The 24,411-nt window shown below is 38.3% G+C and carries 30 protein-coding genes; 23 read left to right on the top strand and 7 right to left on the bottom strand.

What is annotated here, in order from left to right; genetic code table 11:
- Window positions 1-94 precede the first annotated feature (94 nt).
- From ERX37_RS09940 to ERX37_RS09895, 10 genes are all read left to right on the top strand, one after another.
- The gene (locus ERX37_RS09940) at window positions 95-1,207 is read left to right on the top strand and encodes an ATP-grasp domain-containing protein (RefSeq protein ID WP_133430529.1); all 1,113 of its coding nucleotides are present in this window, start codon (window positions 95-97) and stop codon (window positions 1,205-1,207) included.
- A 13-nt stretch (window positions 1,208-1,220) separates the two neighbouring features.
- Window positions 1,221-2,324 carry a GNAT family N-acetyltransferase gene (locus ERX37_RS09935; protein ID WP_165982039.1) on the top strand — a complete coding sequence of 368 codons (1,104 nt, stop codon included), beginning with the start codon at window positions 1,221-1,223 and terminating at the stop codon, window positions 2,322-2,324.
- Window positions 2,325-2,431: 107 nt separating this feature from the next.
- On the top strand, window positions 2,432-2,908 hold the full coding sequence (locus tag ERX37_RS09930) for a GNAT family N-acetyltransferase (RefSeq protein ID WP_133430527.1): 477 nt from the start codon (window positions 2,432-2,434) through the stop codon (window positions 2,906-2,908).
- 74 nt (window positions 2,909-2,982) lie between these two features.
- Window positions 2,983-4,278: an HD domain-containing protein gene (locus tag ERX37_RS09925; protein WP_133430526.1), complete on the top strand. Its 1,296-nt coding sequence runs from the start codon at window positions 2,983-2,985 to the stop codon at window positions 4,276-4,278.
- Between the two features lie 11 nt (window positions 4,279-4,289).
- Complete coding sequence (locus tag ERX37_RS09920) at window positions 4,290-4,799, top strand: YwhD family protein (RefSeq protein ID WP_133430525.1); 510 nt, start codon at window positions 4,290-4,292, stop codon at window positions 4,797-4,799.
- Window positions 4,800-4,928: 129 nt separating this feature from the next.
- Entirely contained in the window at window positions 4,929-5,339 is a 411-nt protein-coding gene (locus ERX37_RS09915; protein WP_133430524.1) for a YwiB family protein, read from the top strand.
- The gene (argS, locus tag ERX37_RS09910) at window positions 5,336-6,994 is read left to right on the top strand and encodes an arginine--tRNA ligase (protein WP_133430523.1); all 1,659 of its coding nucleotides are present in this window, start codon (window positions 5,336-5,338) and stop codon (window positions 6,992-6,994) included. The genes ERX37_RS09915 and argS overlap by 4 nt, the downstream gene beginning before the upstream one ends.
- A 56-nt stretch (window positions 6,995-7,050) precedes the next feature.
- On the top strand, window positions 7,051-7,860 hold the full coding sequence (locus ERX37_RS09905; protein ID WP_165982038.1) for an ABC transporter substrate-binding protein: 810 nt from the start codon (window positions 7,051-7,053) through the stop codon (window positions 7,858-7,860).
- The gene (locus tag ERX37_RS09900) at window positions 7,838-8,767 is read left to right on the top strand and encodes a FecCD family ABC transporter permease (RefSeq protein ID WP_133430521.1); all 930 of its coding nucleotides are present in this window, start codon (window positions 7,838-7,840) and stop codon (window positions 8,765-8,767) included. The genes ERX37_RS09905 and ERX37_RS09900 overlap by 23 nt, the downstream gene beginning before the upstream one ends.
- 2 nt (window positions 8,768-8,769) lie before the next feature.
- Window positions 8,770-9,690: a magnesium transporter CorA family protein gene (locus tag ERX37_RS09895; protein ID WP_229713242.1), complete on the top strand. Its 921-nt coding sequence runs from the start codon at window positions 8,770-8,772 to the stop codon at window positions 9,688-9,690.
- Here the strand turns inward: ERX37_RS09895 and ERX37_RS09890 are convergent.
- A complete protein-coding gene (locus ERX37_RS09890; RefSeq protein WP_133430519.1) occupies window positions 9,687-10,193 on the bottom strand; it encodes an NUDIX hydrolase in 507 nt (168 codons plus the stop codon). The genes ERX37_RS09895 and ERX37_RS09890 overlap by 4 nt on opposite strands.
- A gap of 76 nt (window positions 10,194-10,269) precedes the next feature.
- Between ERX37_RS09890 and ERX37_RS09885 the strand changes: the two genes are divergently transcribed.
- From ERX37_RS09885 to ERX37_RS09865, 5 genes are all read left to right on the top strand, one after another.
- Window positions 10,270-10,959 carry a hypothetical protein gene (locus ERX37_RS09885; protein WP_208001688.1) on the top strand — a complete coding sequence of 230 codons (690 nt, stop codon included), beginning with the start codon at window positions 10,270-10,272 and terminating at the stop codon, window positions 10,957-10,959.
- A gap of 9 nt (window positions 10,960-10,968) precedes the next feature.
- Window positions 10,969-11,760, top strand: coding sequence for an alpha/beta fold hydrolase (locus ERX37_RS09880; protein WP_165982037.1), 792 nt, complete (start codon window positions 10,969-10,971; stop codon window positions 11,758-11,760).
- An 88-nt stretch (window positions 11,761-11,848) separates the two neighbouring features.
- Window positions 11,849-12,622, top strand: coding sequence for an alpha/beta fold hydrolase (locus tag ERX37_RS09875; protein ID WP_133430516.1), 774 nt, complete (start codon window positions 11,849-11,851; stop codon window positions 12,620-12,622).
- 31 nt (window positions 12,623-12,653) lie between these two features.
- Window positions 12,654-13,340: a class I SAM-dependent methyltransferase gene (locus tag ERX37_RS09870; protein WP_133430515.1), complete on the top strand. Its 687-nt coding sequence runs from the start codon at window positions 12,654-12,656 to the stop codon at window positions 13,338-13,340.
- Window positions 13,341-13,448: 108 nt separating this feature from the next.
- Complete coding sequence (locus ERX37_RS09865) at window positions 13,449-14,492, top strand: hypothetical protein (RefSeq protein WP_133430514.1); 1,044 nt, start codon at window positions 13,449-13,451, stop codon at window positions 14,490-14,492.
- Window positions 14,493-14,513: 21 nt separating this feature from the next.
- Here the strand turns inward: ERX37_RS09865 and ERX37_RS09860 are convergent, their stop codons facing one another.
- On the bottom strand, window positions 14,514-15,014 hold the full coding sequence (locus ERX37_RS09860) for a helix-turn-helix domain-containing protein (protein ID WP_133430513.1): 501 nt from the start codon (window positions 15,012-15,014) through the stop codon (window positions 14,514-14,516).
- 191 nt (window positions 15,015-15,205) lie between these two features.
- Between ERX37_RS09860 and ERX37_RS09855 the strand changes: the two genes are divergently transcribed.
- The gene (locus ERX37_RS09855; RefSeq protein ID WP_133430512.1) at window positions 15,206-15,679 is read left to right on the top strand and encodes a glutathione peroxidase; all 474 of its coding nucleotides are present in this window, start codon (window positions 15,206-15,208) and stop codon (window positions 15,677-15,679) included.
- A 47-nt stretch (window positions 15,680-15,726) separates the two neighbouring features.
- Window positions 15,727-15,981 (top strand): hypothetical protein, encoded by a 255-nt coding sequence (locus tag ERX37_RS09850; RefSeq protein WP_133430511.1) that lies wholly within the window; start codon window positions 15,727-15,729, stop codon window positions 15,979-15,981.
- A gap of 9 nt (window positions 15,982-15,990) precedes the next feature.
- Here the strand turns inward: ERX37_RS09850 and ERX37_RS09845 are convergent, their stop codons facing one another.
- Entirely contained in the window at window positions 15,991-16,200 is a 210-nt protein-coding gene (locus tag ERX37_RS09845) for a hypothetical protein (RefSeq protein ID WP_133430510.1), read from the bottom strand.
- A gap of 250 nt (window positions 16,201-16,450) precedes the next feature.
- On the opposite strand from ERX37_RS09845, the gene ERX37_RS09840 reads away from it, so the two are divergent.
- The 3 genes from ERX37_RS09840 (at window position 16,451) to ERX37_RS09830 (ending at window position 19,224) form a co-directional block, all read left to right on the top strand.
- Complete coding sequence (locus ERX37_RS09840; protein WP_133430509.1) at window positions 16,451-17,452, top strand: aldose epimerase family protein; 1,002 nt, start codon at window positions 16,451-16,453, stop codon at window positions 17,450-17,452.
- A gap of 73 nt (window positions 17,453-17,525) precedes the next feature.
- Window positions 17,526-18,521 (top strand): hypothetical protein, encoded by a 996-nt coding sequence (locus tag ERX37_RS09835; RefSeq protein WP_133430508.1) that lies wholly within the window; start codon window positions 17,526-17,528, stop codon window positions 18,519-18,521.
- Window positions 18,522-18,537: 16 nt separating this feature from the next.
- The gene (locus ERX37_RS09830) at window positions 18,538-19,224 is read left to right on the top strand and encodes a TcaA NTF2-like domain-containing protein (RefSeq protein ID WP_133430507.1); all 687 of its coding nucleotides are present in this window, start codon (window positions 18,538-18,540) and stop codon (window positions 19,222-19,224) included.
- Window positions 19,225-19,264: 40 nt separating this feature from the next.
- On the opposite strand, the gene ERX37_RS11730 is transcribed toward ERX37_RS09830, so the two are convergent.
- From ERX37_RS11730 to ERX37_RS09820, 3 genes are read right to left on the bottom strand one after another with little or no spacing between them, the layout of a single operon-like run.
- Window positions 19,265-19,396: a hypothetical protein gene (locus ERX37_RS11730; RefSeq protein ID WP_268234331.1), complete on the bottom strand. Its 132-nt coding sequence runs from the start codon at window positions 19,394-19,396 to the stop codon at window positions 19,265-19,267.
- Window positions 19,383-19,586 carry a hypothetical protein gene (locus tag ERX37_RS09825; protein ID WP_133430506.1) on the bottom strand — a complete coding sequence of 68 codons (204 nt, stop codon included), beginning with the start codon at window positions 19,584-19,586 and terminating at the stop codon, window positions 19,383-19,385. The genes ERX37_RS11730 and ERX37_RS09825 overlap by 14 nt, the downstream gene beginning before the upstream one ends.
- Window positions 19,586-19,774, bottom strand: coding sequence for a hypothetical protein (locus ERX37_RS09820; protein WP_133430505.1), 189 nt, complete (start codon window positions 19,772-19,774; stop codon window positions 19,586-19,588). The genes ERX37_RS09825 and ERX37_RS09820 overlap by 1 nt, the downstream gene beginning before the upstream one ends.
- A 197-nt stretch (window positions 19,775-19,971) precedes the next feature.
- Here ERX37_RS09820 and ERX37_RS09815 point away from each other — a divergent pair, with 197 nt between their 5' ends.
- The gene (locus ERX37_RS09815; RefSeq protein ID WP_133430504.1) at window positions 19,972-21,009 is read left to right on the top strand and encodes a LysM peptidoglycan-binding domain-containing protein; all 1,038 of its coding nucleotides are present in this window, start codon (window positions 19,972-19,974) and stop codon (window positions 21,007-21,009) included.
- 44 nt (window positions 21,010-21,053) lie between these two features.
- Here ERX37_RS09815 and ERX37_RS09810 read toward each other — a convergent pair whose 3' ends face one another.
- A complete protein-coding gene (locus ERX37_RS09810; RefSeq protein WP_133430503.1) occupies window positions 21,054-21,665 on the bottom strand; it encodes a thermonuclease family protein in 612 nt (203 codons plus the stop codon).
- A gap of 66 nt (window positions 21,666-21,731) precedes the next feature.
- On the opposite strand from ERX37_RS09810, the gene ERX37_RS09805 reads away from it, so the two are divergent.
- The gene (locus ERX37_RS09805; RefSeq protein ID WP_133430502.1) at window positions 21,732-22,676 is read left to right on the top strand and encodes a YeiH family protein; all 945 of its coding nucleotides are present in this window, start codon (window positions 21,732-21,734) and stop codon (window positions 22,674-22,676) included.
- Between the two features lie 103 nt (window positions 22,677-22,779).
- Window positions 22,780-24,144 carry a hypothetical protein gene (locus tag ERX37_RS09800; protein ID WP_133430501.1) on the top strand — a complete coding sequence of 455 codons (1,365 nt, stop codon included), beginning with the start codon at window positions 22,780-22,782 and terminating at the stop codon, window positions 24,142-24,144.
- Window positions 24,145-24,411 lie beyond the last annotated feature (267 nt).

Here is a 24,411-nt window from a genome sequence, read left to right as displayed (position 1 = left end):
CTACATTTTCTTTAGCGCAAATTTACAGCATCTTTACATCTCGTTGCTATAGTGAAAGAGAAGATACTATGAAGTGAAGGGTGGATCCGGATAGATGAAACGTATTTTGATGACAGGTGCCCGTGCTCCGATTTCTTACGCAGTCGTTCAGCAGCAGGTCGCATTAGGTAATCAGGTTTATCTGACAGATTCAACAACGAAGGTCAGCATCAAGAACTCTAAGTTTATTGAAGCATTCATTGTCACAACATCACCACGCTTTTCAACGCAGGAATATATTGCAGATATCAATGCGATTATTCATGAACACGATATTGATTATATTCTTCCTTTGAACGAAGAATCATTTTATTTATCCTACTGTAAACATCTGCTTGCCGCACCTGTATGGGTAGAGGATATCGATAAGATGCTGTCTGTTCACAATAAGTTTAACTTCACACAGCTGATCAGTGAGATGGGTTTCAAAGTGCCTGATACGGCCTATGTATACACGAAGAAAGAACTGACAGCTTTTATAACGAAGTATCCCGCGGAACAATATATCATCAAGCAGCCATTCGGTCGTTTTGGACAATCCGTTCGCAAATTATCACGGTATTCACTTGAATTTGGGAATGAGGCAGGATTTCCATTTATGATTCAATCACTTATCTACGGGACAGAATGGTGCTCATACTCTATGGCTTACGAAGGTAAGGCCCTTTCAACTTCACTTTACTTATCTAATACGCACGAGAGCTACAACTGTTCCACTCATTTCCAGTCGCAGCGGAATGCTGAGCTTCAATCTGTCATTGAAGCGGTCATCAGTAGGCTCAACTGGTCTTATCAGATTGCATTTGATGTTATCCAGTGCAATCATACAGGTGACTTCTATTTCATCGAATGCAATCCACGTGCAACGAACGGGGCACTGTTTATGCAGCCAGCTGTCTGGAACCTGGAAACTTGCACACCGACGTATGAGACACGACAGCTTATCTTTGTATCATTATTCAACTGGATGAAGAAACCGAAGAGAGATACATTTGAAAAATTGAAGTATGGAAAAGATGTTTTCTGGCACCCGAATGAAAAAGTGATTTTCTTTGAACAACTGATCAGCGGTGCCCAGTGGTGGGTATCTGCTAAACGTCAGAAGGTAGCGGTTAATACCATTACAACATATGATATTGAATGGAATGATGAACTGATCAGCCTGTGAAATGAGGGATTTAATGTTTTATACGAGATTTGAAGCGATTCCATTTGATCAGGTGATTGACTCACCTGTAGAAAAGGATTATCTACATTATAAAATGCAGGGTATTGAACGAGGTATTACCAATGTACATGCAAAAGTGGAAGTCATGATATTGAACAGTCAGCTTATCCCTTATAGTGTAAAGTCAGGTAGTTATCAGGATAGCTGGATTCATTCTTTTACAGGTCAGTACATTGAAGAGATGTTCAGTGAAGTAGAACGGATGAAGATGCCTGCTGTGATAAAAAAGGGAGCCAGTCTTTTACTCGGTGTGGGCAGGTTATTACTTAAGGGCACACGCGAGAAGACAGTGACAATCTATCCATCATTTATGTCGACTACGCTTTATAGGGAAGGACAGTTTGAACAGATCAGTCAGATGACTGAAGAGTTAAAGCGGCGTTACCCACGGCATGCACTTGTATTTCGTACCATCAGTGAAGATCATCTGAAAGAAATACTGAAAGCATCGGGCTACGAACCACTTATTTCCCGAGCGATATATATATTCGATCCAGCGGAAACACATAGTAAAAATGAGCGCAAAGATTTAAAGAAAGACCTGAAAAAACTTGAGAAGAGCGGTCTCTCAGTCAGTGATGTATTTTCTGAAGATGATTTCGCGCAGCTGCTGCCACTCTATAATCAAGTCTATTTAGATAAGTATTCTATACATAATCCCCATTTTACAGCTGACTTTTTCAAGTTCGTTTATCACAATCTGCCACTTAAATGGTTTATTTTGAGAGAAGGGGAACGCATCGTCTCTTTTATGGCTGTTCAGCAGAAAGGAGACATGCTTTTTCCTGCCTATTTTGGAATGGATCAGTCTTATAAGGGATTATACTTTATGACAAGTGGCCTGTTATACGAATATGCCAAAGAACAGCAAATGAAGGTGAATAATAGCGCAGGAGCTAAGGATTATAAGCTTGCGCGTGGCTCAAGACCTTATCTGGAGTATCACTTTGTCTATGCTAGACATTTACCTGTTGAACAGCGTATTTTCTATATCTTATTTATTAAGGTGGCGACTCCATTAGGAGAGCTGCTACTGAAAAAACTGCAGTTTAAATAAAGTTTAGTTATTATTCTGATAACTTTGGGGTATAATCAAGTTATAACAATGACCGGAACAGTCGGACTGACGTCCGTCTTTTCTTTTTTTATTGAGAGGTGTATAAAATGGTAAAGATAAGAAGAGCAACATTAGAAGATATTCCAGCGATTCGTCGTGTCGCCACAATGGCATGGCATGATACTTATCAGAACATCGTCGCTGCAAGTACGATTGCGCAGTTTCTGACAGCTGCATACAGTGATGAACGTCTTGAAAAGCGTCTCGATAGTTCACTGTTTTTGATTGCTGAGGAACAGAAGCAAGTCGTCGGATTCACCAACTTTATCAATGGAACAGAACTATATTTAGCGGCTATTTATGTCATTCCAGGTTTTCAGCGGCAAAATATCGGCGGACAGTTAATTGAAGAAGGATTAAAGATTTTTGATCATTATAAGGAGCTGTTTGTGGAAGTCGCGAGCGATAATCATGCCGCACGTCGCTTCTATGAAAAATACAACTTTATACTGGTTAGAGAATATGAAGAAGATCTTTTCGGTGAAAAAGTTACGACCGGACTACTGAAGAAGAATCTTCAATAGCTCTAAGAAACGCCATACGAGAGCGTTTCTTTTTTTTATGGTAAAATTAAGCCATACTATGCTGGAGGAAACGAATGAGCTATCAATTTCAGAAAATGCCTGAAGAAAAAGTTTTCAAAGATCCGGTCCACCGCTATATTCATGTCAGAGATCAGTTGATCTGGGATCTTATTAAGACTAAGGAATTTCAGCGGTTAAGACGTATTAAACAGCTCGGCACACTCTACCTATCATTCCCGTCAGCTGAACATTCAAGATTCACTCATTCTCTCGGCGTCTATGAAATTGTCAGAAGAATGATTGATGAAATCTTCAGAAATAGACCTGCCTGGCATGATGAAGATAGACCGCTTGCATTATGTGCGGCGCTCCTTCATGATTTAGGTCATGGTCCATTTTCTCACTGTTTTGAAAAAATATTCGGTACTGATCACGAAGCCTATACACAAGCGATTATCACGGGTGATACTGAAGTAAATGCGGTGCTGTCCCGGGTTCATCCAGGTTTTGCACAGGAAGTGGCAGATGTCATCAATAAAACGCATCAGAATAAACTCGTAATCTCTATGATTTCTTCGCAGATTGATGCAGACCGTATGGATTATCTGCAGCGGGATGCTTATCATACTGGTGTCAGCTACGGTAGCTTTGATATGGAGCGTATATTAAGACTGATGCGTCCGACAGAGGATGAGGTTGTGATTAAAGAAAGCGGCATGCATGCAGTAGAAGATTATCTCATGAGCCGCTATCAGATGTACTGGCAGATTTATTTTCATCCGGTCAGTCGCGGGGGAGAGGTGCTATTGAATCGCTGTTTTAAACGTGTAAAAGTCTTATATGAAACAGGCTATTCATTCAATTCAGTACCGCGACATCTCCTGCCATTTTTTAGCGAGGAAGTGTCTGTTCAGGATTATTTAAGACTTGATGAAACTATTTTATTTTTCTATCTTCAGGAATGGATGGAGGAAGAAGATGCAATATTGAGTGATTTATCACGACGTTTTGTCAATAGAGATCTCTTTAAGTATCTGCCTTTTGACGGGTCTGTCATCACGATCGGAGAGCTGACGGATCTGTTCACTCAAGCAGGGATTGATCCTGAATATTATTTTGTCTCTGATGCATTCAGCGATTTACCTTATGACTATGATAGGCCAGGTTCCAAAAACAACCGAAAGCCGATTCATCTGCTGACACGTCAGGACATAATAAAGGAAATCAGTACACAGTCAGTTATTATCAATAGTATTACAGGGATTAATCGGATGGATTATAAGCTGTACTATCCAAAGGAAATGATTGTGAACATCGAAGATCCAGAAATTAAAGGTTCGATCATCAACTTACTTAATGAATTAAATTAGAGGTGAATATAATGGCACAGTTTCAATTCAATATTATAAAAAATGATCCGCTTGATGGGCATAAAGGAACGAATGCAGGTTCCATCAGTCTTGAAAATGTGGCCCCTGTTTTTATAGATGTACTTGAACAGCATGCATTTATCGATATAGGTGCGATGCATGCAAGAAGTGAAGTAGAGAAGCGGGTCAAATGGATAGACGATGAAGAGGAAGTGAAAGGCCCGGATGCAAAACCATACTGGCTGGTCTGGGTGACAACTGAACGAGGCGCTGAAGGACCTTACTATGCCGGTGTCACAGCTTGTTATATGCTCGTTAATAAAACGAAGAAGCGTGCCTTCAAGCGGATGCATGAGCATGTCAATATGATGGATAAATCAATGAAGCATTATATTATTTTAGAGCAAATTGGTGGTGATAATAAAAAAATTCTCGCTGATTTTCTCAAGCAACACAATGCTGAGATGTGGAATAATGCGCCAAGCGAACTGAAATCGCAGTTAAATGTGTCAGAACAGTGAAGCAACTTGAATTTTTAAGCTTAGAGTCGTAAGATTAATATAGCTATAAAAATAGCTAGGACAATAAAGAAAGCAGGTCTCTGTACCTGCTTTCTTTATTTTTTGTTATACTGTTAGCAGGTGAATAATATGGATATATGGGTATCAACTGAGCAGAAAATTAAACAAAATAATGAAAATCTTAAGTTCAAAGGTGAAAGTATCGGTAAGCTGATTGAAAAACGCGTGCCTTATCTTTTGTATAATGAACAAGTAGACGATGAAATAATAAAGGTAAGGGTTAAGCTCGAACCTGGTGCGATCAGGATTTCACGCCAGGGCGCTATCAATATGGACTTTTTATTTGTCGAAGGCAAGGTCACACAAAATATGTATGAGACACCCGCAGGTCGTACAGTGATGGATGTTCATACCACTAAACTTGAATATAAGAAATTATCTGTCGGAGGACGTCTGGTCATTGAATATGAGCTCAGTGAACGAGGTGTCAGTCATGGAGAGTTTAAATATCAGCTAGATTATAAGGAGAGAATGCAATGAATATTGTCAATCAGCTTAAAAATACTTTGATTGAAGAAATTAAGACAGCAATTCTGCAAGCAGGTCTTGTAGAGGACGTACCGGAAATTAAGATTGAGACACCGAAAGATACAGCTAATGGTGACTATTCATCTAATATTGCGATGGTACTCACTAAACTGGCGAAACGTAATCCACGTGAGATAGCACAACTTATTGTTAATCATCTTGATGCTTCTAAAGCGCATGTTGAAAAAGTTGAAATTGCCGGACCGGGTTTTATTAACTTCTACATGGATAACAGCTATTTAACAGAAGTAATTCCACAAGTATTAAAGCAGCAGAATCAGTTTGGTCATCAAACTGATAAAAAAGCAAAGAATATCCTGCTTGAATACGTATCGGCGAATCCGACTGGAGATCTGCATATTGGTCATGCGCGTAATGCTGCGGTAGGTGATACGCTTGCCAATGTTCTTGCAGCGGCTGGTTATGATGTTCAACGTGAGTACTATATCAATGATGCAGGAAAACAGATTGAAAATTTGGCGTATTCCATCGAAGCGCGTTACCTGCAGGCGCTAGGTGAGGAGGCCGAGTTACCTGCAGACGGCTACCATGGTAAAGACATCATTGGTATTGCAGAAGATCTGGCGCGTAAAGATGCGAGTTACAAAGAGATGGATAGTACAGAACGTATTAAAGCATTCCGTAAACTTGGACTTGAATATGAAATGAGAAAACTAAAACAGGATTTAGCTGATTTCAACGTCCATTTTGATAACTGGTTCAGTGAGACATCACTCTATGAGGCTGGTAAAATCGAAGCGGCGCTTACAAAATTAAAGGATAATGGTTATCTTTTTGACCAGGATGATGCGACATGGTTACGTACGACTGATTTCGGTGATGATAAAGACCGGGTGCTTATTAAAAATGATGGCACTTATACTTATTTCTTACCAGATATCGCTTATCATTATGACAAAATTGAGCGTGGCAATGATACGTTGATTAACTTGTTTGGTGCTGACCATCATGGTTATATCCCACGTCTGAAAGCTTCACTCGAAACATTAGGGTTTGATGCGAAGCGTCTGGAAGTACAAGTTATGCAGATGGTGCGTCTGATGAAAGACGGTCAGGAGATGAAGATGAGTAAACGGACTGGTAATGCTATCACACTTCGTGACATCATGGATGAAGTCGGAATCGATGCTGCTCGTTACTTCTTGACGATGCGTAGTGCGGATACACACTTTGACTTTGATATGGAACTCGCAAAGAGTGAGTCGAGTGATAATCCTGTTTATTATGCTCAATATGCTCATGCACGAATTTGTTCTATTATCCGTGCTGCAAAAGAGCAGGGAATTGAAGTGTCACAGGATGCTGACTTCAGTCTGATTACAAATGACAAAGCATTCGAACTGCTTAAACGCGTAGCAGATTTCGAAGGTACGATTGAATCAGCTGCTGAAAGTCGTGCACCACATCGTATTACGAACTATATCCAGGACTTGGCAAGCCATTTCCATAAGTTCTATAATGCTGAGAAAGTGCTGACAGATGATAAAGAGAAATCAAAGGCACATGTTGCGATGATTGAAGCGGTTCGTATCACTTTGAAGAATGCACTGACTCTTGTAGGTGTATCTGCACCAGAAAAAATGTAAGTCATAGCGGAACTGCTCATCAGTTCCGCTATTTTTTTAGCATAAAGGAGAAGATGATGAAAAAGTGGATTATTGTATTGCTGCTGCTTCTATTGTCTGGGTGTCAGGCACATCAAGATTCAGAACGAATTGTCAGTCTGATGCCGAGCAATACTGAAATATTATATGAGATGGGGCTTGGTGACAAAGTCGTAGGTGTTACGACGAACGATGATTATCCTGCTGATGTTCATAATAAAGAAAAATTTGATGGTTTTAACCTTAATAAAGAGCAGCTGCTGCGCGTAAAACCATCTCTTATTGTGACACATGAGTCTGCCAGGACAAGTCAGCAGAAAGTCCTTGATGCGCTTGAAAAGAAAGGAATCAAAGTAGTCTATATTAAGGAAGCCAAAAGAATAGAGGATATTGATGACACTATTATGCAGGTTGCTGAAGCAGCGGGTCATAAAAAGGAGGGTCAAAAAGTAGCAGAACAACTGAACCAGGAGATTGCTGCCGTGAAGCAGCATTTTCAACATCTGGTAAAAAGAAAAATATTTATTGAGGTGTCCTCTGAACCGGATATTTATACGGCTGGACGTGAGACTCTGTTTGATGATATGCTGACGCAACTTGGGATGGAGAATGTCTTTCACGATCTTCATGGATGGCAGCCGGTTGCACTTGAAACGGTCGTGAGAAGACAGCCGGATGTAATGGTGTCAACTACAGGTATTTCTAAAGAAGTATATGTCAAAAAGGTCAAAGGACGCCCAGGTCTGGATAAAACAAAGGTCATCACACTTAATGATGACTGGATAACGCGGCCGGGACCGAGAATGGCAAAGGGGTTGGAGGAACTTGCAAAGGCACTTGATGATTAAACTGCTTATCATATTAAGTATAGTGACATTCTGTCATCTATTTTTTGTCAAAGGTCATCTTTGGCCGGCTGATGCATTTGACTGGATGATTATACGTGATATTCGTTTACCTCGTACATTACTCGGACTGCTTGCAGGTTTTATTCTGGCGGTAACAGGACTGGTTTTCCAAACGGTATTTGGCAATAAGCTCGCAGATTCCTTTACGCTGGGTCTTGCGGGTAGTGCGAGTCTAGGGAGTGCCTTAGGTATTATTCTCGGTATATCAGTAGTGATGGTGAGTATCATGATGAGCCTGCTAGCATTGTTGTTCATTATCTATCTTACGCATACTTATTTCAGAAGGAGTCAGAGAATCGGTATGATTTTATTCGGTTTATTCATTAACTTTTTCTGTTCAAGTGCTTTATACGGCCTCGTTGTATTATGGCCAGGACGTTCGAGACAGCTGATGAACTACTTATTTGGCAGCATTGGCACAGCAACATGGACTGATATAGGACTGCTTATGCCCCTTACCCTGGTAGGAACAGCAGGTCTATTCTGGCTGGCCAGAGCAATCACTATTGTAGCAAGTGGAGAGACACTTGCACGTGGCGTAGGCATCAACGATCAGATAATTATTTACATATCACTCAGTATTGCATCAGTTATGACAGCTGTTCTGATCAGTACAACAGGTATAATCGGTTTTGTAGGACTTATTATTCCGCAACTATTCAGCGGAATGAAGCAGTTCTGGTCAGTAGGAATAACAGGCAGCATTGCAGTTATGAGCGCTGATTTCCTGGGTAATAACTTATTGGCGCCTATTCAGCTACCTGTCAGTGTTCCTTTATCGCTGGCTGGTCTGCCGTTATTGTTGCTGATGATGCTGAAAAAAGAAGCACGAGGAGGACTGAAGTGAACATGATTTATCATTATTTTGAAGGTAGCTGGACTCGATATCAGGACGTAACGGACGCGCTCAATCATCTGCATTATCCATGGACCGGGCAGATGACAGAAATCAGTCAGCTAAGAGATAATATATTAAAACTTGAAACACGTGAGGATTACGAATCTATATGGGGTTCTCACATTTATTATCAAAATCTTGAGGATGAAATGGATTATGAAGATTTTCAGTTCTATCTGGATGATCAGCACCTTATGCTGATGGATATAGATGTACCAAAAATGCTCCAATATTCAGAGGAAGAATTATTAAGAGATAAGAGTAAGCGTTCAGCACTGGATACTTTCTATATCATTATTAAAAGTACCACTTATTCCTATATGAATCAGATTGATGAGTTTGAAAATAAACTTCACTCTATTCTGTGGGAAGTAAAGAAGCGCAATAATATTAAAATTTTAGATCAAGTAGCAGAAGCTGATCATCAGTTACTACTCTGTAAGTCTCAGATTGTAACAGTGACTGAACTTTTTATGATGACAGAAGAGGCATTTGGCAAGGAAATTAAAGAAAGTAAATATTATCACCAGATGGAAGCGCGAGTAAAACGTGCACGTTTTCTGATTAATGCCTATGAAGAAGAAATCGATGCCTTACTCGATTTCGAGAATCTCGTCTCTTCATATCGAGGAAATGAGATTACAAAAACACTGACAATATTTACGGCTTTATTTGCGCCCGCCACATTACTGGGTGCGATATGGGGAATGAATTTTAAGAATATGCCTGAACTTGACTGGCAATATGGTTATCTTATCGCAATTCTCGCAATGCTCGGCGTCACTTATGGTATTTTTGTTTATCTGAAAGGCAAGGGATGGATGGGAGACTTGCTGGATAATAAAACAGATCGCAAAAATAAATTTTTCTAATAATATAATTGATATTGATACAGAGATGCAAGGTGAAGTGCATTTTGTATTTCGCCGCTGCGTATAGCTTTTTTCACTTGCTCTTCAGTCATTAATAGAGTCTCGATTGTCTCGAATGTATCGGGAGAAGACTGGCCTGTATCGCAAGTTTCTGGAATGAGTACTGTATGACAGCGATTAGTCTGTATGGCTGGGTTAGGTATTAGAGTCCCGATGAGTTGCCCCCGTCCGCTATAACCGGTTTCTTCAAGGAGCTCACGTTCGGCAGCTTGTACGATATCTTCATTCTTTTCAATGATGCCGGCAGGCAGTTCGAGAACCTGCTCTTCAACTCCGATGCGGAATTGTCGTTCCATAATCAGCTGCCCTTTATGAAAGGCGATAATATTAACCCAGTCAGGAGGAACAATCTGATAGAACTGACCTACTTTATCATTGAGCGACATCTGTATAGTGTTAATTTTAAAGATATTATAATCATGCTGATCGATATGTTTTTTCATTTAGTATCCTCCTTTATCAGTCGTTACTATTTTAGCAGAATGGGTATAACATAAAAAACAATACAAAAGGCTGTGAGTGCATATGAATATTCAGCAAGGCGGGATTTTTGAGTTGATTAATGTAGAAGAACCTACTACTTTTACGTCAAGTGTAGAAGCAAATGAATTGAATGTGCGAGAGTCAGCAACTATTGAAGGACGTCTCAATGCACCTTATATCACTAACTCAGGGGTTCTTAGCATACATTCTACATTAGAAACTCAGGAGCTGGTGAATGACAAAAAAGGACGTCTGTTTGTTGAGGAGAATGTAATAGGTTCAAAAGTCAGCAATGAAGGGCTGATAGAACTGAAAAAAGATTTAAAGGCAGAGCATATTGAATCATCTGGTGAAATCATCAGTTCAGGACGAATTGAGGGCCAGACTTTATCTTTTGAAGGATCATTTAAAGTAAAAGATATAAGAGCAGAGCGTCTGGATTTTATTCTCACAGATGACTGCGAGGCGTCAAGCATAACTGCTAATGATATAAAGGTAGATGCTAAAAGACAGGCGTTGATTTTTAAAGATAACGATCACCTGCTTAAAGTAGACCATATAGACGGCGGCACTATATATCTGGAAAATGTGATCGCAGAACTGGTACGTGGTGATGAAGTGACGATTGGACCTAATTGTACAATTAAGATTCTGGAATATACAAAAGACTATAAGCTGGATAATAGGTCAGATGTGCTGGAGCTCGGAAAAATTACAAGAGACTAGGAGTATATGATGAATATAATAGTAACGGAAAATGATATTGCGATTAACTATGAAGTAGTTGGAAAAGGTTATCCTCTTATTATGTTGCACGGACAGTATATGAACACAACGATGTTCAATGAATTTGAGACAGCATTAAAGGAAGACTATCAGTTAATCAAGATTGATCTTAGAGGTCATGGTTATTCTGATAAGCCGTTTAAGATTACAGTATATGATTATTTAGAAGATGTACTTGCCGTTATGGATGAGTTAATGATTAAGCAGGCTCACTTTATGGGCTATGGACTGGGTGGCATGATTGCGTGTACACTTGCAGCAAGTTACCCTGAAATCATTCAGCGTCTTGTGTTAATCAGCGTGGGAACAGAACCCTTCAATGTCTCTGAAGACCGGTTTCTTGCTCAATACTCGAATATATTGAGAACCGTTAAACCAGAAAAACGTAATAAAATAATGGAACAATATATGTACCATGATGCTAAAAAAGTAGCAAAATGGAAAAAATCCTTGCTCGATACTGAAAAGGGAACGACAAAGCTGGAAAGAAAAGCGATTAATCGTTCTACTGAAGAGATTGATTTAATGATAAATGCACATCAGATTACAGCACCGACATTAATTATCAGCGGTGAGCATGATGAGCTGATAAAGCCGGATAACGGAAAAAGATTGAGTCAGGAAATACCGAATAGTTATCATTTCTTATATGAAAATAGTGGCCATGCTCCTATGATTGAAGAAAAAGAACGCTTCCTGGAAGATGTTCAAAAATTTCTTTCTACTGAAACGAAGGTCTAAGAAACACATTGTGTGTTTCTTTTTTATTTACAATAATATCGTTATAAATTTAAAAATCGGGTAAAGGAGTAAAAAGGAGGAGCTTAAGATGAGTGTATTTAAATCGTCAGACGGTACTAAAATAAACTATGAAATAACAGGCTCCGGTGAACCACTCATCATGATCCACGGTATGAACGGGAATATGAGAATGTTTGAATATAATAAAGAGCAGCTCTCTGCAACGTATCAAGTTATCACCTATGATGTACGTGGTCATGGCCAATCTGATCGTCCTTACAGTTATACAATCGATGATCATATTGATGATTGTCTTGAACTGCTCTCTCACCTTCAACTGAAAAAAGCACACCTTCTTGGCTATTCAATGGGTTCATACATAGCACTCGGTGTGACTTCGAGATACCCGAGAAAAGTTGATAAACTTATACTGGTAGGTGCTAAAGCGCATGCTACTGTCAGTTCATTTGCAAGACTTATGATGGAGCACCGGAATGAAATTAAAAATAAACCTAAAGAAGAAGTTAAAAAAATCCTTGATCACCATATATACTATAATCAGGAAAAAGTGCGATCATGGCAGCAGTTAGTGAATGATTACAGTCAGCTGGATGCTAATGAAGAAGCTGCTGCTTCAAGAAGCATTACGGGCTTTGACTATAGAGAGACATTGAATAAATTGCCGAATGAAACTCTATTAATTGCAGGAAGATATGATAATCTGAATGCACCTGAGGAGAGTCAATATATAGCGGAACGTATTCCGAATGGTCGTATGGTATTGTTTGAGCATTCCGGTCATGCGCCACTTGTTGAAGAATCTGAGCGTTTTGCTGAAGAAATCAAGATGTTCTTAGCCTAGTGACAGAATTTAGGTATTAAAGGAGATAACTATGGCGAACCATGATAGAAATATACAGATAACATCATTAGATGAAGATATATATTTCAAGATGATGCCCGACCTTGAAGGTACACATGTACTCGACCTTGGATGTGGTGATGGACGACATTGTAATTATGCCGTAGAACAAGGAGCGAGCCATGTAGTAGGTGTGGATTTATCAGAAAAAATGCTGACACTTGCTCTTGAACAGCCGCATGCCGATAAAATTCGCTTTTTACAAGGGTCTATTGACCAGCTCGATGAACTGAATTTTGAAGCGCATGAATTTGATATCGTCATCAGTTCACTGGCGCTTCATTACTTACCTGATTTTGAAGATGTAGTAGAAGCGGTAAAGCATATTCTGACTATAAATGGGACATTCCTTTTTATGATTGAGCATCCTATCTATACTGCACATGGTTCCCAGGACTGGGTCTATGATGCTGAAAATAATCGTATACATTGGCCCGTTGATATGTATCATCGTGAAGGAGAACGACAACAATCAGATGGTGTGATCAAATATCACCGCACACTCAGTCACTATTTAAGTGTGCTGATTGAAGAGAACTTTGTCATTAAAGGCATTAATGAGTCTCTCTCTGCCGAAAGAAATAGAGATGACGATCCGGACATAAAAGATGAATTACGTAGACCTAAGCATTTAATTATATCAGCCAGAAGAAAGTAAAACCTTGTGAATGCAAGGTTTTTTATGTTCGGAATATAAGGTCCTATACAAGGTGAACGAAGTTTCGTTATAATAGCAGTAAGTGAAATAAGATGATTGAGGTGTATTATGGCAAGTAAATTAAATATTAAGACGATGACAGAAGAAGAAATCAGACATTTTGAACAGCCGCTTTCATATTTCCTATGGAATGAAAAGTTAGAGACATTGAAGAAAATCTGTAAGTTCTATGAGATTAAAGGTTATTCAAATAAGAAAAAAGAAGATTTGATCCATTTAATTGTGACACATATTTTCAAGGATCTTTCAGCTGCAGATAAGATGTTTGATGTTATGTCTGTTGAAGATTACAATGTGCTGAACCATCTGTTAATTGCTGACACATATTCAACGGCCTTTACAGGAAAGATGCCTGTTCAAAATCTTATCTTTATCATTGAAGAACATGCATTTATTCCTTCAGACGTAAAAGAATACTTACGCCGTTATGTAGTGGAAAAAAGTCAGGCTCAGGAACAGAGTGATGAAGTGAAATTACTGGTCAGTGCAGTGAACCTTTATGGTTACTTTTCTCTTTCGCAGTATCGCTTAATGGCAGAGCGCTTTTTAAATCGTAGACAGACTGAACAGCAGCTAGAACAGGAATTACAAGGGATTGCGACTGTTAAAGATGGCTTTGTCCTCAATCCTTTAATTGAAGCTGCACAGTTTCATGGCGCAGGTATTGAAGAGAAACGTCAGTATTATATTCCGTCATCGTGGGAGGATTTTCAACGTTATTTTGCGTTTGAATACCATGAACCTTCTGAAGAATTAGATGCGCTCATTTCATATTTATCGCCTTACATGAATGATATTAATCAGAAAAAAGATATTCGAGACACGATTACAGTGATGATGAAAATGATTGATAATCCTGATAACTTGATGTCAATTATTAACGATATGATAAATGAGAAAGTTCTTGCACCTGTTAAAATGGATGAAACAGCTGCTTATATGATAAATGCTTATCGTACTATACGTAACTGGCATTTAGGCGGTCACAAAATGAACGAAATTATGCAGCCGGAACGCCGCGTTATTAATAAGCGTGTGGAAAGCAGGAAAAAGAAACGCAAGAAGAAAAATATAAGTCGAGTCAAAAAATAAGCTGTCCTAAGGGGCAGCTTATTAATTTTCATTGACGACTAAAAAGGTAACCGTGTCATCTGAGTGATTATACCAGTAATGAGGCTTAGTAGCTTCGTACATTAAAGATTGCTGTGGCTGCAGATGATAGTTTTCATCGGCCACTACCACAGTCAGTGTACCTGATAAACAATAAACAAATTCAGCTCCTTTATGAGCGATAGGTTTTGAAATTTGCTCATTCGGTTCAATGGAAACTTTTAAAGGTTTAAAAGCCCCTGCTACTTGCTGGCTGAGATCATAGTAAGTGAAGAGGTTATTGTTCTGTGCAGCAGGCTGTTCAGCTTCATTATAATCAAAAAAAGCACTGGGATGAACATTGAGTACATCAGCAATTTTGCGAAGAGAACCCATTGTGGCATTACATTTATTCCTCTCTAGCTGAGAGAGAAATGGGATAGAGAGATCAGTTTGAGACGCGATTTCTTTCAATGTTAATTTTTGCATCAATCGTATTTCACGAATTTTTTGTCCGATAGACAAGCCTTTCCCTCCTTATTTGAATTCTGATTATTCAAATTATAACACGATTATTAAGTATTAAAATATACATATTTTATATTATTAGAAATTATTGATGAAGATATTCTGCATTTTAATATTAAGCAATTTAATAGGGGCAACAGTAATAGGCTGATATAATAAAAGGAAAAAGAGCAAAAGGAGTCAATTAAATGACAATTTATGAATATCAGGCAAAGCTTAACAATGGAGAATTATATCAGCTTGACCGTTATAAAGGACAAGTAGTACTGATTGTGAATACAGCAAGTAAGTGTGGCTTTACGAAGCAGTTTGATGGTCTGGAAAAAATTTATCAGCAATATAAAGAACAAGGCTTTGTTGTCCTTGGTTTTCCGTGCAATCAGTTTGGAAATCAGGAACCGGGAACGGCAGAAGAAGCTGCTAACGAATGCCGTCTGAACTATGGGGTTACTTTCCCTATGCATGAGAAAGTAGAAGTGAATGGTGATCAGGCGGATCCTCTCTTCGATTACCTGAAAAAAGAAACATCGGGTCTCTTAGGGAGTGCAATTAAATGGAATTTCACTAAGTTCCTTGTAGATCGTAATGGCCAAGTCGTAGAACGTTTCGGACCGCAAAAGGAACCTGAGAAAATAACCAAAGACATTGAAAGATATTTATAAGAGCCCATCATTCCGCATTAACTCATGATGGGATGAAGGAGGTAATAATGAAGGGAAATAAAAAAATAGATATTAAATGGAATACGTTATATCGTGTTCTTAATATTTTAGTCATCATTCTCATATTTGCACAATTTACTATGGAGCGAAATATTTCATTATATATCGTTCTGACACTTGCTGCGTTATTTATCGTCGGTCTTCTGGATAGTATTGATCATCAACGATATAAAGAAAATAAATTACGTCATCTATTTGATGGTATCATCTTAGTGCTTTACACCGCTTTAACGATGTTGTGATGATGCTTTTTATTTATATTGAGTTTGCTCATATAGAGGAACTTGCTGATCAGGATTGATGTTCATAATATAATCAGAACTGATATAATAAGGATTTTTTTCTTCCAGTGCTGTTTTATTGAATAAAGTGATGAAATGCAGAACACGTAGTAAAGTATGCTGATTATTGGCACTATCCAGTATTTTATCAAAATTAGATGCGCGGCACTGTAGTCTCATGAATGACGGAGCATGTCGATATTCATTATTCTTAAATATAGTACAAGTCCAGCGCTGATTCAAACTGTCGAATATTTCATGTGTATGCTCAATATTTTTGATAAAAACACCTCCAGAATATCATTATTTAGAGAGTACCATTAAATATGAAAATTTAGTATATATTTTTATATTTAATGGTTATACAAATTGAAAGTATGAATACATTAATTACGGGTAGAGCATACTATACTGATATGAGGTGATAAAAATGAAGGTTGAAGTAAAATCTTTTGGAATAGTAGAGGGACAGACTGTACACAACTATACAATAACCACTGATACAATGTCCTTTTCATTTATAGATTATGGAGCAGCGCTACAGAGTATACAGATGCCTGATAATAAAGGGCAACTTACTGATGTTGTCATTGGATTTAATACCATTGGAGATTATTTGCAAAATCCTAATTACTTCGGTATGTCTATCGGACGTGTTGGTGGAAGAATAGCAGAAGCTAAATTTGACTTGAACGGTAAGCAATATGAACTTGAGGAGAATCTTCCGCCGCATCATATTCATGGTGGATCAAATGGACTTAGTTTTAAAGTGTTTGATACACAAGTTCTTGAAAATCCGGATGGTCAGGAAATAGCCTTGAAAATGACAGCACAATTACAGGAGCATGATGATTATTACCCAGGTAATATGCGAGTCCAGATTACTCATACTATTAGTGCAGACAATAAATGGACGGTTCATTACTATGCTATTACCGATGAAGATACATTATTCAATCCAACTAATCATACTTATTTTAATCTTAACGGCGGAGCGTCAGATGTAACGGACCATTTTCTAATGATTAATAGTGACCAGATTGCTCAGACAGATGATGATCAAATTCCGACAGGGAATCTTATTGAAGTCAATGAGGAATTAGATTATCGTCAAAATAAGAAAGTCAGTCTAGGATTAGATCATCCCTATATGCTGTCAGGAGAACCTGAAGATAAAAGAATTGTACTGAGTCATCCTGATTCTGGTCGTCAAATTGTTATTCAGACAAGTGCCCCTGCCGTTATTGCATATACAGGTGGTGGACTAGATTATACATCACAAGATGGCACATATTACGGAGAAGGGGCAGGTATTGCACTGGAGACTCAGAGTATGCCTGATGCTATTCATCATCATAAGCTTGGAGATATTCGTTTGATGGCTAGCGAGACATTCCAGGCAACAACCATCTATGACTTCTCCGTTATTTAATATGGGACGCATTGCCCTTTTTATTAACGCAATTCTCACTTATAATAGAGGAAAACAGATATAGGGTGATATTATGGATTACAGAGAGGCGTTACTCAACTTAAATGAAGTTGATTTAAAATACATTTATGAACAGTTGCTGCATGAGAGTGCAGCTGATTTGCACTCGATTGAAATGATAGAATCCATTCGGCATAAAGTTTTAACAAAAGAGTATCTGGAACGTACGTTACAGGTCATGCCATCTGATGAATATGATTTGTTTATGCAGGCAGTTCAAGCAGGTCATGAATTTATTCCAGTACCAGAAAGCCGCGTATTCTTTTCACTGCAGTCACTGTTAATGTTCGAAACGAAGCAAGGCATGATCATACCTTTTGATCTGGCTGATGAGATTAAAACGTTGAACAAGAATAACATTGAAGCTGAAAGACAGCAGCTTGAACAAGATTTACTCTTTATGACGGGTGCTCTCTTTCTATATGGCTATGTCCATCGACAACATCTTGATAAAATGTATCGCCATTATTTTAATGAGGCGTTGTCAGAAAAAAGACTTGTTCATATCATTACCTTGCTAGGAATTGAACCGCTTGAGGATTTAATTGTTTTACCAGTCATTCATGAAGGTTTTACAGGACAGACATTACCTGATTATGATGTGTCTCATTATTATATGCCTGAGTCATTTGAAGAACTGAAGCAGTATGCAGGTGCTGATCATCATTGCAATGAAGAAGCACTGAATGCATTGCTGGATTTTGTGGGAGAACATAGTGAGGACAATACCGATGAGCTACTTGATACCGTCCGTTTCCTAGTCATAGCTAGCAACGATGCCAATTTGACCATGGAAGAAATGATTAAGTTATTTGCTAAAAATCTATCAACACCTGAATTCGAAATGTTTGAACGATTGTTTATAAAAGCATTAGAGGAGACTCGTCTCTGGATATATGGTGGGAAGAAACTAGGAGAAATGAAAGAAGAAATCCAGCATCAAGAGCAAATTGAAGAAAATGAGAAGGAAAAAAAGGTTATTAATCTTGAGGTCTTTCGTAAAGGCTGATAAAGGATGAAGAGAGATGAAAAAACTAGGCGGTATAATTTTACTAACACTTACTCTTGTGGGCTGCGAAGAAAGGATCGCTGAACAAGAACAAGTACAGCAAGTGGCATCTAGTGAGGAAATCAATTACTCAAATCTTGCTGAGCAACAACTCACTGCGTATATGCAGCAGTCACCCTCAGCATTTAACACACGCAGCATAAAACAACTAGAACCATATGTGGCAAAGGGTTCAGAGGCTGATCGATATTTGAGAAATAAATTACCATCTGGTCATTTTGATCGTTACAAAATAGATGACTTTTCAATTGATCAGATGAAGTCTGAGAAAACGATACAGCATATTGTCACGACACGTATTATGTCTTCGCAGGCAACAGGGGATCAGTGGAAGAAAGTCATCACTGTCTATGACCTTGTCTATAATCCAGTTAAGAAAACGATGTTGATCACTGACTTTAATGATAAAGTCATCTATACGGTTGATAGAAAACAGGAGCAAGCACTTAGATTAATTGAAGATAAGTATAAAAATAGAACTGAGAAAATGGCTGGTGGCCGAGTACAGTTTGTAAAGGCTGATCCTGCTATCGAAAAGGATGTTAGGGGTACATATTATCGCTTTAAGTCAGTAGATAAGAATAATAAGTTGATTTCTTCCTATAAGTATTATCAAAAAACAGGAGAAATAATTGCTGAATGAGACAAAAGAGGAGATTCCGTCTGGAATCTCCTCTTTTGTCTCATTCACCACGTCCGTCAGCTTCTTCGTCTCGTGCAGGTTTATCCTGTTGCTCTGTCTGAGGATTAGATAGCTGTTCCTCGTTTTTGTCGATACCATCAATACTTGAATCATAGTTTTTAGCGTCTGTCATCGTTATCTCTCCTATTCATCGATTTGATTGTTAAACGAATGAGTTCCTGCTGCTGCTGAATTATAGTTTTCTGCTGGCGAAGGTGATGTGAGAGCTGACCGATTAAAATAGCCATCATGATTACTATTAATATGAAAGGGGATAGCAGCATGAATAATGTCATGCCACTAAAATTGAAAAAATCAAACATTATTCGTCATCTTTTTCAAGCATTTTCTTATCAGTTGGGGGATGAGGGTCAAGCTCTTCGACTCCAGCATCTGGCGCCACGCCTAAACCATCGTTGATGAGTGAAGCTTCTTTTTCGTCCCTTATTTCTGAATCTTGATTTAAATACTCTTTATCTGTCTCAAGTCCAGCGTAATGTTCTTTAGTCATTATAATCATTTCCTTTCAATTTGTAGGATAAAAAGTACTTTCAATTTACCCTTTAAATGTAGAGTAAAACGCTTGATTGTTACGTTTATTTGACAATCTCTCAATAAAATTATAGAACTTGAAAGGAAACTGTAACATGTATTGTAATTTGTATATGTCATAATAGAGATATTAATAAAGACCTGGAGGATATTGATATGAGAAAGAAGGTTTACGCATTAACGGCAACAGCTGGTGCATGTGCACTCTATTCATATACGGCAGATGCAAGTGAGTATACTGTCAAACCGAATGATTCATTATGGCAGATTGCAATGCAGTACAATACATCTGTGACCGAACTTAAAACATTAAATAACTTGTCATCAAACCTGATTTTTGTAAATCAGAAATTACAGTTACCTGGAACAACTGGAATGTCTAGTTCAACTACAGTACGTACACCTACAAACACTACATCGACTCAGATAAGTGGTTACCATACTGTACAGGCAGGAGAGAGTCTTTCTGTTATTGCTGCTAAGTATGGCACAACATACACTAATATTATGCGCCTTAATAACTTGAATTCATATTTGATTTTCCCAGGTCAGAGATTAAAAGTTAGTGGTACATCAATAACGCAGTCTCCTGCAAGTGTACCGTCACGAACGACTACACCGGTTATTTCTTCAGCACCGACAGGAAAATATACAGTTAAATCTGGTGATAGCCTATCATTGATAGGGAGCATGTTTAAAGTATCTGTAGCAGATTTGCAACGCTGGAATGGTCTTAATTCTTACTTGATTTTTCCGAATCAGCAATTAATTGTATCAGGAGGTACAGCTACAACTTCTACACCGGTAACGCAGACACCTGTTCCTGTTCAGAATACAGTAGTAACGACAGGACCGGTTTTTAATCATCCGAACTTATATGATTATGGACAATGTACATGGCATGTGTTCAATCGTCGTGCGGCAATTGGTAAAGGTATTTCGACGTACTGGTGGAATGCGAATAACTGGGCAAATGGCGCGCGTAATGACGGTTATGTCGTCGATCATACACCAGCTGTCGGTGCTATTGCACAGACGACAATGGGGCCTTTAGGACACGTTGCATTTGTAGAGCGTGTTAATCCAGACGGCACTATCCTTGTGTCAGAGATGAATTATCTTACGGTTCCGACAGTAGTTGGATATAGAACACTTAATGCTTACCAGATGAGTCAGTATGTCTTTATCCATTAAGTCATTAAAAAAGGCGTTGTTTCAACTATGAAACAACGCTTTTTCTATAGACCTATTTTTTTAACTAGGCGATCCAGCAAATCATCTACAAGTTCATAGAGTAACTGTCTGATTTTTTCAACGACATCTACCTCTTTCTGACGTTCAGCTTCTGTAGAGTTGAACCCTTCACCGTCTTCATTGACAAAGCCGTCGAGAGACCAGATTTTTAAACTTTTAGTTCGGGCCTGACGTTCAGCTTCTTTCAGTTCAGTCAGATGATCTTTTTGCTGATAAATATAACCGACACGAGCGTATCCTTCTCTAACTAATATTTCATTAACCATCTTATCATCACAGTAAAGATAAACGAGCTCTCGCTTATAACGATCATAGCGACCTTTTGAATCATGTTCTATAATCAGATTGCAACTTGAAACAAGTGATTTAGTAAAGTCGGCCGCTTCCAGGCTGTAAGGCTGGACAGGCGTATTTGGTTTTTTAGATTCTGGTGTATCGACCAGTAGAAGTCTGACCGTTTTCTTTCGTCCGCTTTGTTTAACGGAAAGTGTGTCACCATCGATTACACGATCAAGTGTAACGGGTGTTCGCTCTGCAGCAGATGTGGATTGTGGTAAGAGTAACATGAGTAGGCAAGTACTGATTAAAAATTTCATGTCGTCCTCCTTAAATAGATATTATAATATTATAGCATTATGTTAGAATAACATCGAGGTGTCAATATGAAATGGCGTGGAATCGGTTTATGTCTGCTCATTGCTTCAATAGCAGCCATTATAGGTCATTATATACCTGTTATGGGGGCGGCAGTATGCAGTATTATATTAGGTATGTTTATACGTCCTTTCATCGATATGAACAGAGCAGCACCCGGTATCAAGCTCTGTTCTAAGAAAGTGTTGCAGTGGGCCATCATAGTGATGGGTTTTACCTTGAATTTTCGAGCAGTTGCAGAACTAGGATGGTCTTCCCTGCCCCTTACTGTTGTTACGATAACGGTAGCATTGCTGGCCGGATACATCATTGGGTGTATGATGCATATTCATGATAAAATCCGTACATTAATTTCTGTCGGCACAGCTATTTGCGGTGGATCAGCTATTGCAGCGGTCAGTCCAGTGATAGAAGCAGATGATGAAGAAGTAGCATATGCAATCTCAACCATTTTTCTCTTTAATATCATTGCAGTGTTTACCTTTCCGGTTATAGGTCATATGATGAATATGGATCAGACGATATTTGGTTATTTTGCAGGAACAGCTATCAATGATACGAGTAGTGTTGTTGCAGCTGGTTATACATATGGCACAGTAGCAGGGGATACAGGGACTATCGTTAAATTGCTGAGAGCGCTGATGATAGTTCCCCTTTGTTTAATAATTGTCTGGCTGAATAGAAGTCAGGTCTCAGTTAAACGCATTTTTCCATGGTTTATTCTTTATTTTTGTGCTGCCAGCATTTTTGCAACGCTAATACCGATTCCTGAGGTTGTGCTGATTGCAATTAAGAAAATATCTGTTTTTATGATAGCAGTAGCAATGAGTGCGATTGGATTATCAGTCGACTTAAAACAGTTCAGACAATTAGGTTATAAACCTGTCATACTAGGTGCACTATTATGGCTGCTCGTGACAAGTATAAGTCTAATTATTCTTCATTTTAAGTAGGTGAAAGATATTGAAGGAAAAAACAATATTTACATTATTATTATCAATGATTGCTTTACTCTTACAGAAAAATAAAGCGGAATAACAGGGAGGGATATAGACTATGAAATATTTCTGGTTAAATTGCGGATACAATCGTTTTAACCATTTTGAAGACTTGATGGGGCAGGTATCTGTCTTTGATTCATCTGTTCACTTCAATCCATCAGAAGGATATGCCGCATTTAAACGTGCTGAAGTGGGCGACAAAGTTATCTTCTATCAGGTACAGAATAAGATCGGTCTGCTTGGAGCGGGTACAGTCATCAAATATGAAGAACCGAAACGCGGGCAGATTAAAATCCATTTTAAATATGAAGAAAAATTGCTTCCACTGGATAAGGAATATCTGGAACGCAGTGAGCAACTTAAGATTTCATTATTTAGAATGAAAGAACAGCTGCTTAATCAGATCAGTGAGGATGATTATGAATTCATTATGTCGCTAGGCAGAGGTGAGGAGAAAATCAACCGCTATTTCCTGATGAAAGAGATGGAGGATTTTAAGGAAAACGAAAGTTATACGATATATGTAAAGACAGTTAACGGTATTGAGCGTAAAGGTTTCAAACATTATACAGAGATGCAGGAAGGTGATAAAGTCATTATCTACCGCACTGCACCTGAACGAGGCATTTATGGAACAGCTACAATCGAACAGCCGTTGCATAAAGAGCCTATCATTATGGGAAGAACGGATACGACGGCTATTACACTTAAATATGACGGAGATATTCAAGCTCGAACAATTTACGATTTAGACCGTGAACCTATGCTGAGAGCACAGTACTTTGTGGATGAAAACTGGAATGAGTCGGTAACAGAACTTACAAAAATTCAGTATGAAGCCATGCTCAATCCAACAGAAGCGGAAGAAAGTCCTGCCATCACTTCATACGCGGAACAGCTGGCTAAAGCTGCACCGAAAAAAAGTACCGTGATGACATATATAGCAGGACAGTCGAAAAAAAGAGACTATAAGCTTCCTGCTAAACTTCTACATATTGTCATCAATAGTCACTATACACCACAGATACTGGATTTACTACAATTGAGTCAGGATACTAAGCATGCAGTTGCTGATCAGGACTGGACACAAGGTACACTATACGGCCAATGTATTAAAGAAAATGAGATAGTTACTCCTAAAGAAGGCTTAGTGACTGCAGCATTATCACGAGGACAATCAGTAATCATTGAAGATATTGAACAGATAGCAGTCAGACATTTCAAGCCATTGCTTCATGCTGCTGCAGGTAAAACAATTGAACTGGGTATCAATGAGACCACGTTAGGTAAAGAAAATGCAACCTATAATCTCTTTGACGACTTCAAATTAGTAGGTGTGACGCAGATGTCACTCGATGATTTAAAAATACATTTTCCGGAAGACATGCACGCATATATTAAGATATATCAAATGAAATAATATTAACCCCACTATTTGATAATAGTGAGGGGTTAATATTTGCTATACATACAATATGTATTTTTTTAATTATGAAATGTTAAATAAAAATAATAAAATAAATATAATGTTAACAAATAGTTTTCAATTTTATAAACTGGATAAAAAAATTTTATAAAATATATTATGAATAAAAATAAATTATTAAAAAAATAAAAAAGCATATTAATTATTTAATAATCAAATATATTTTCAGTGTGTTACAATTATTAACAGCATTGACGTGGA

The sequence above is a fragment of the Macrococcus hajekii genome, assembly GCF_004359505.1.
GTDB lineage: Bacteria > Bacillota > Bacilli > Staphylococcales > Staphylococcaceae > Macrococcus > Macrococcus hajekii.
This window is presented reverse-complemented; position numbering and strand designations above follow the sequence as displayed.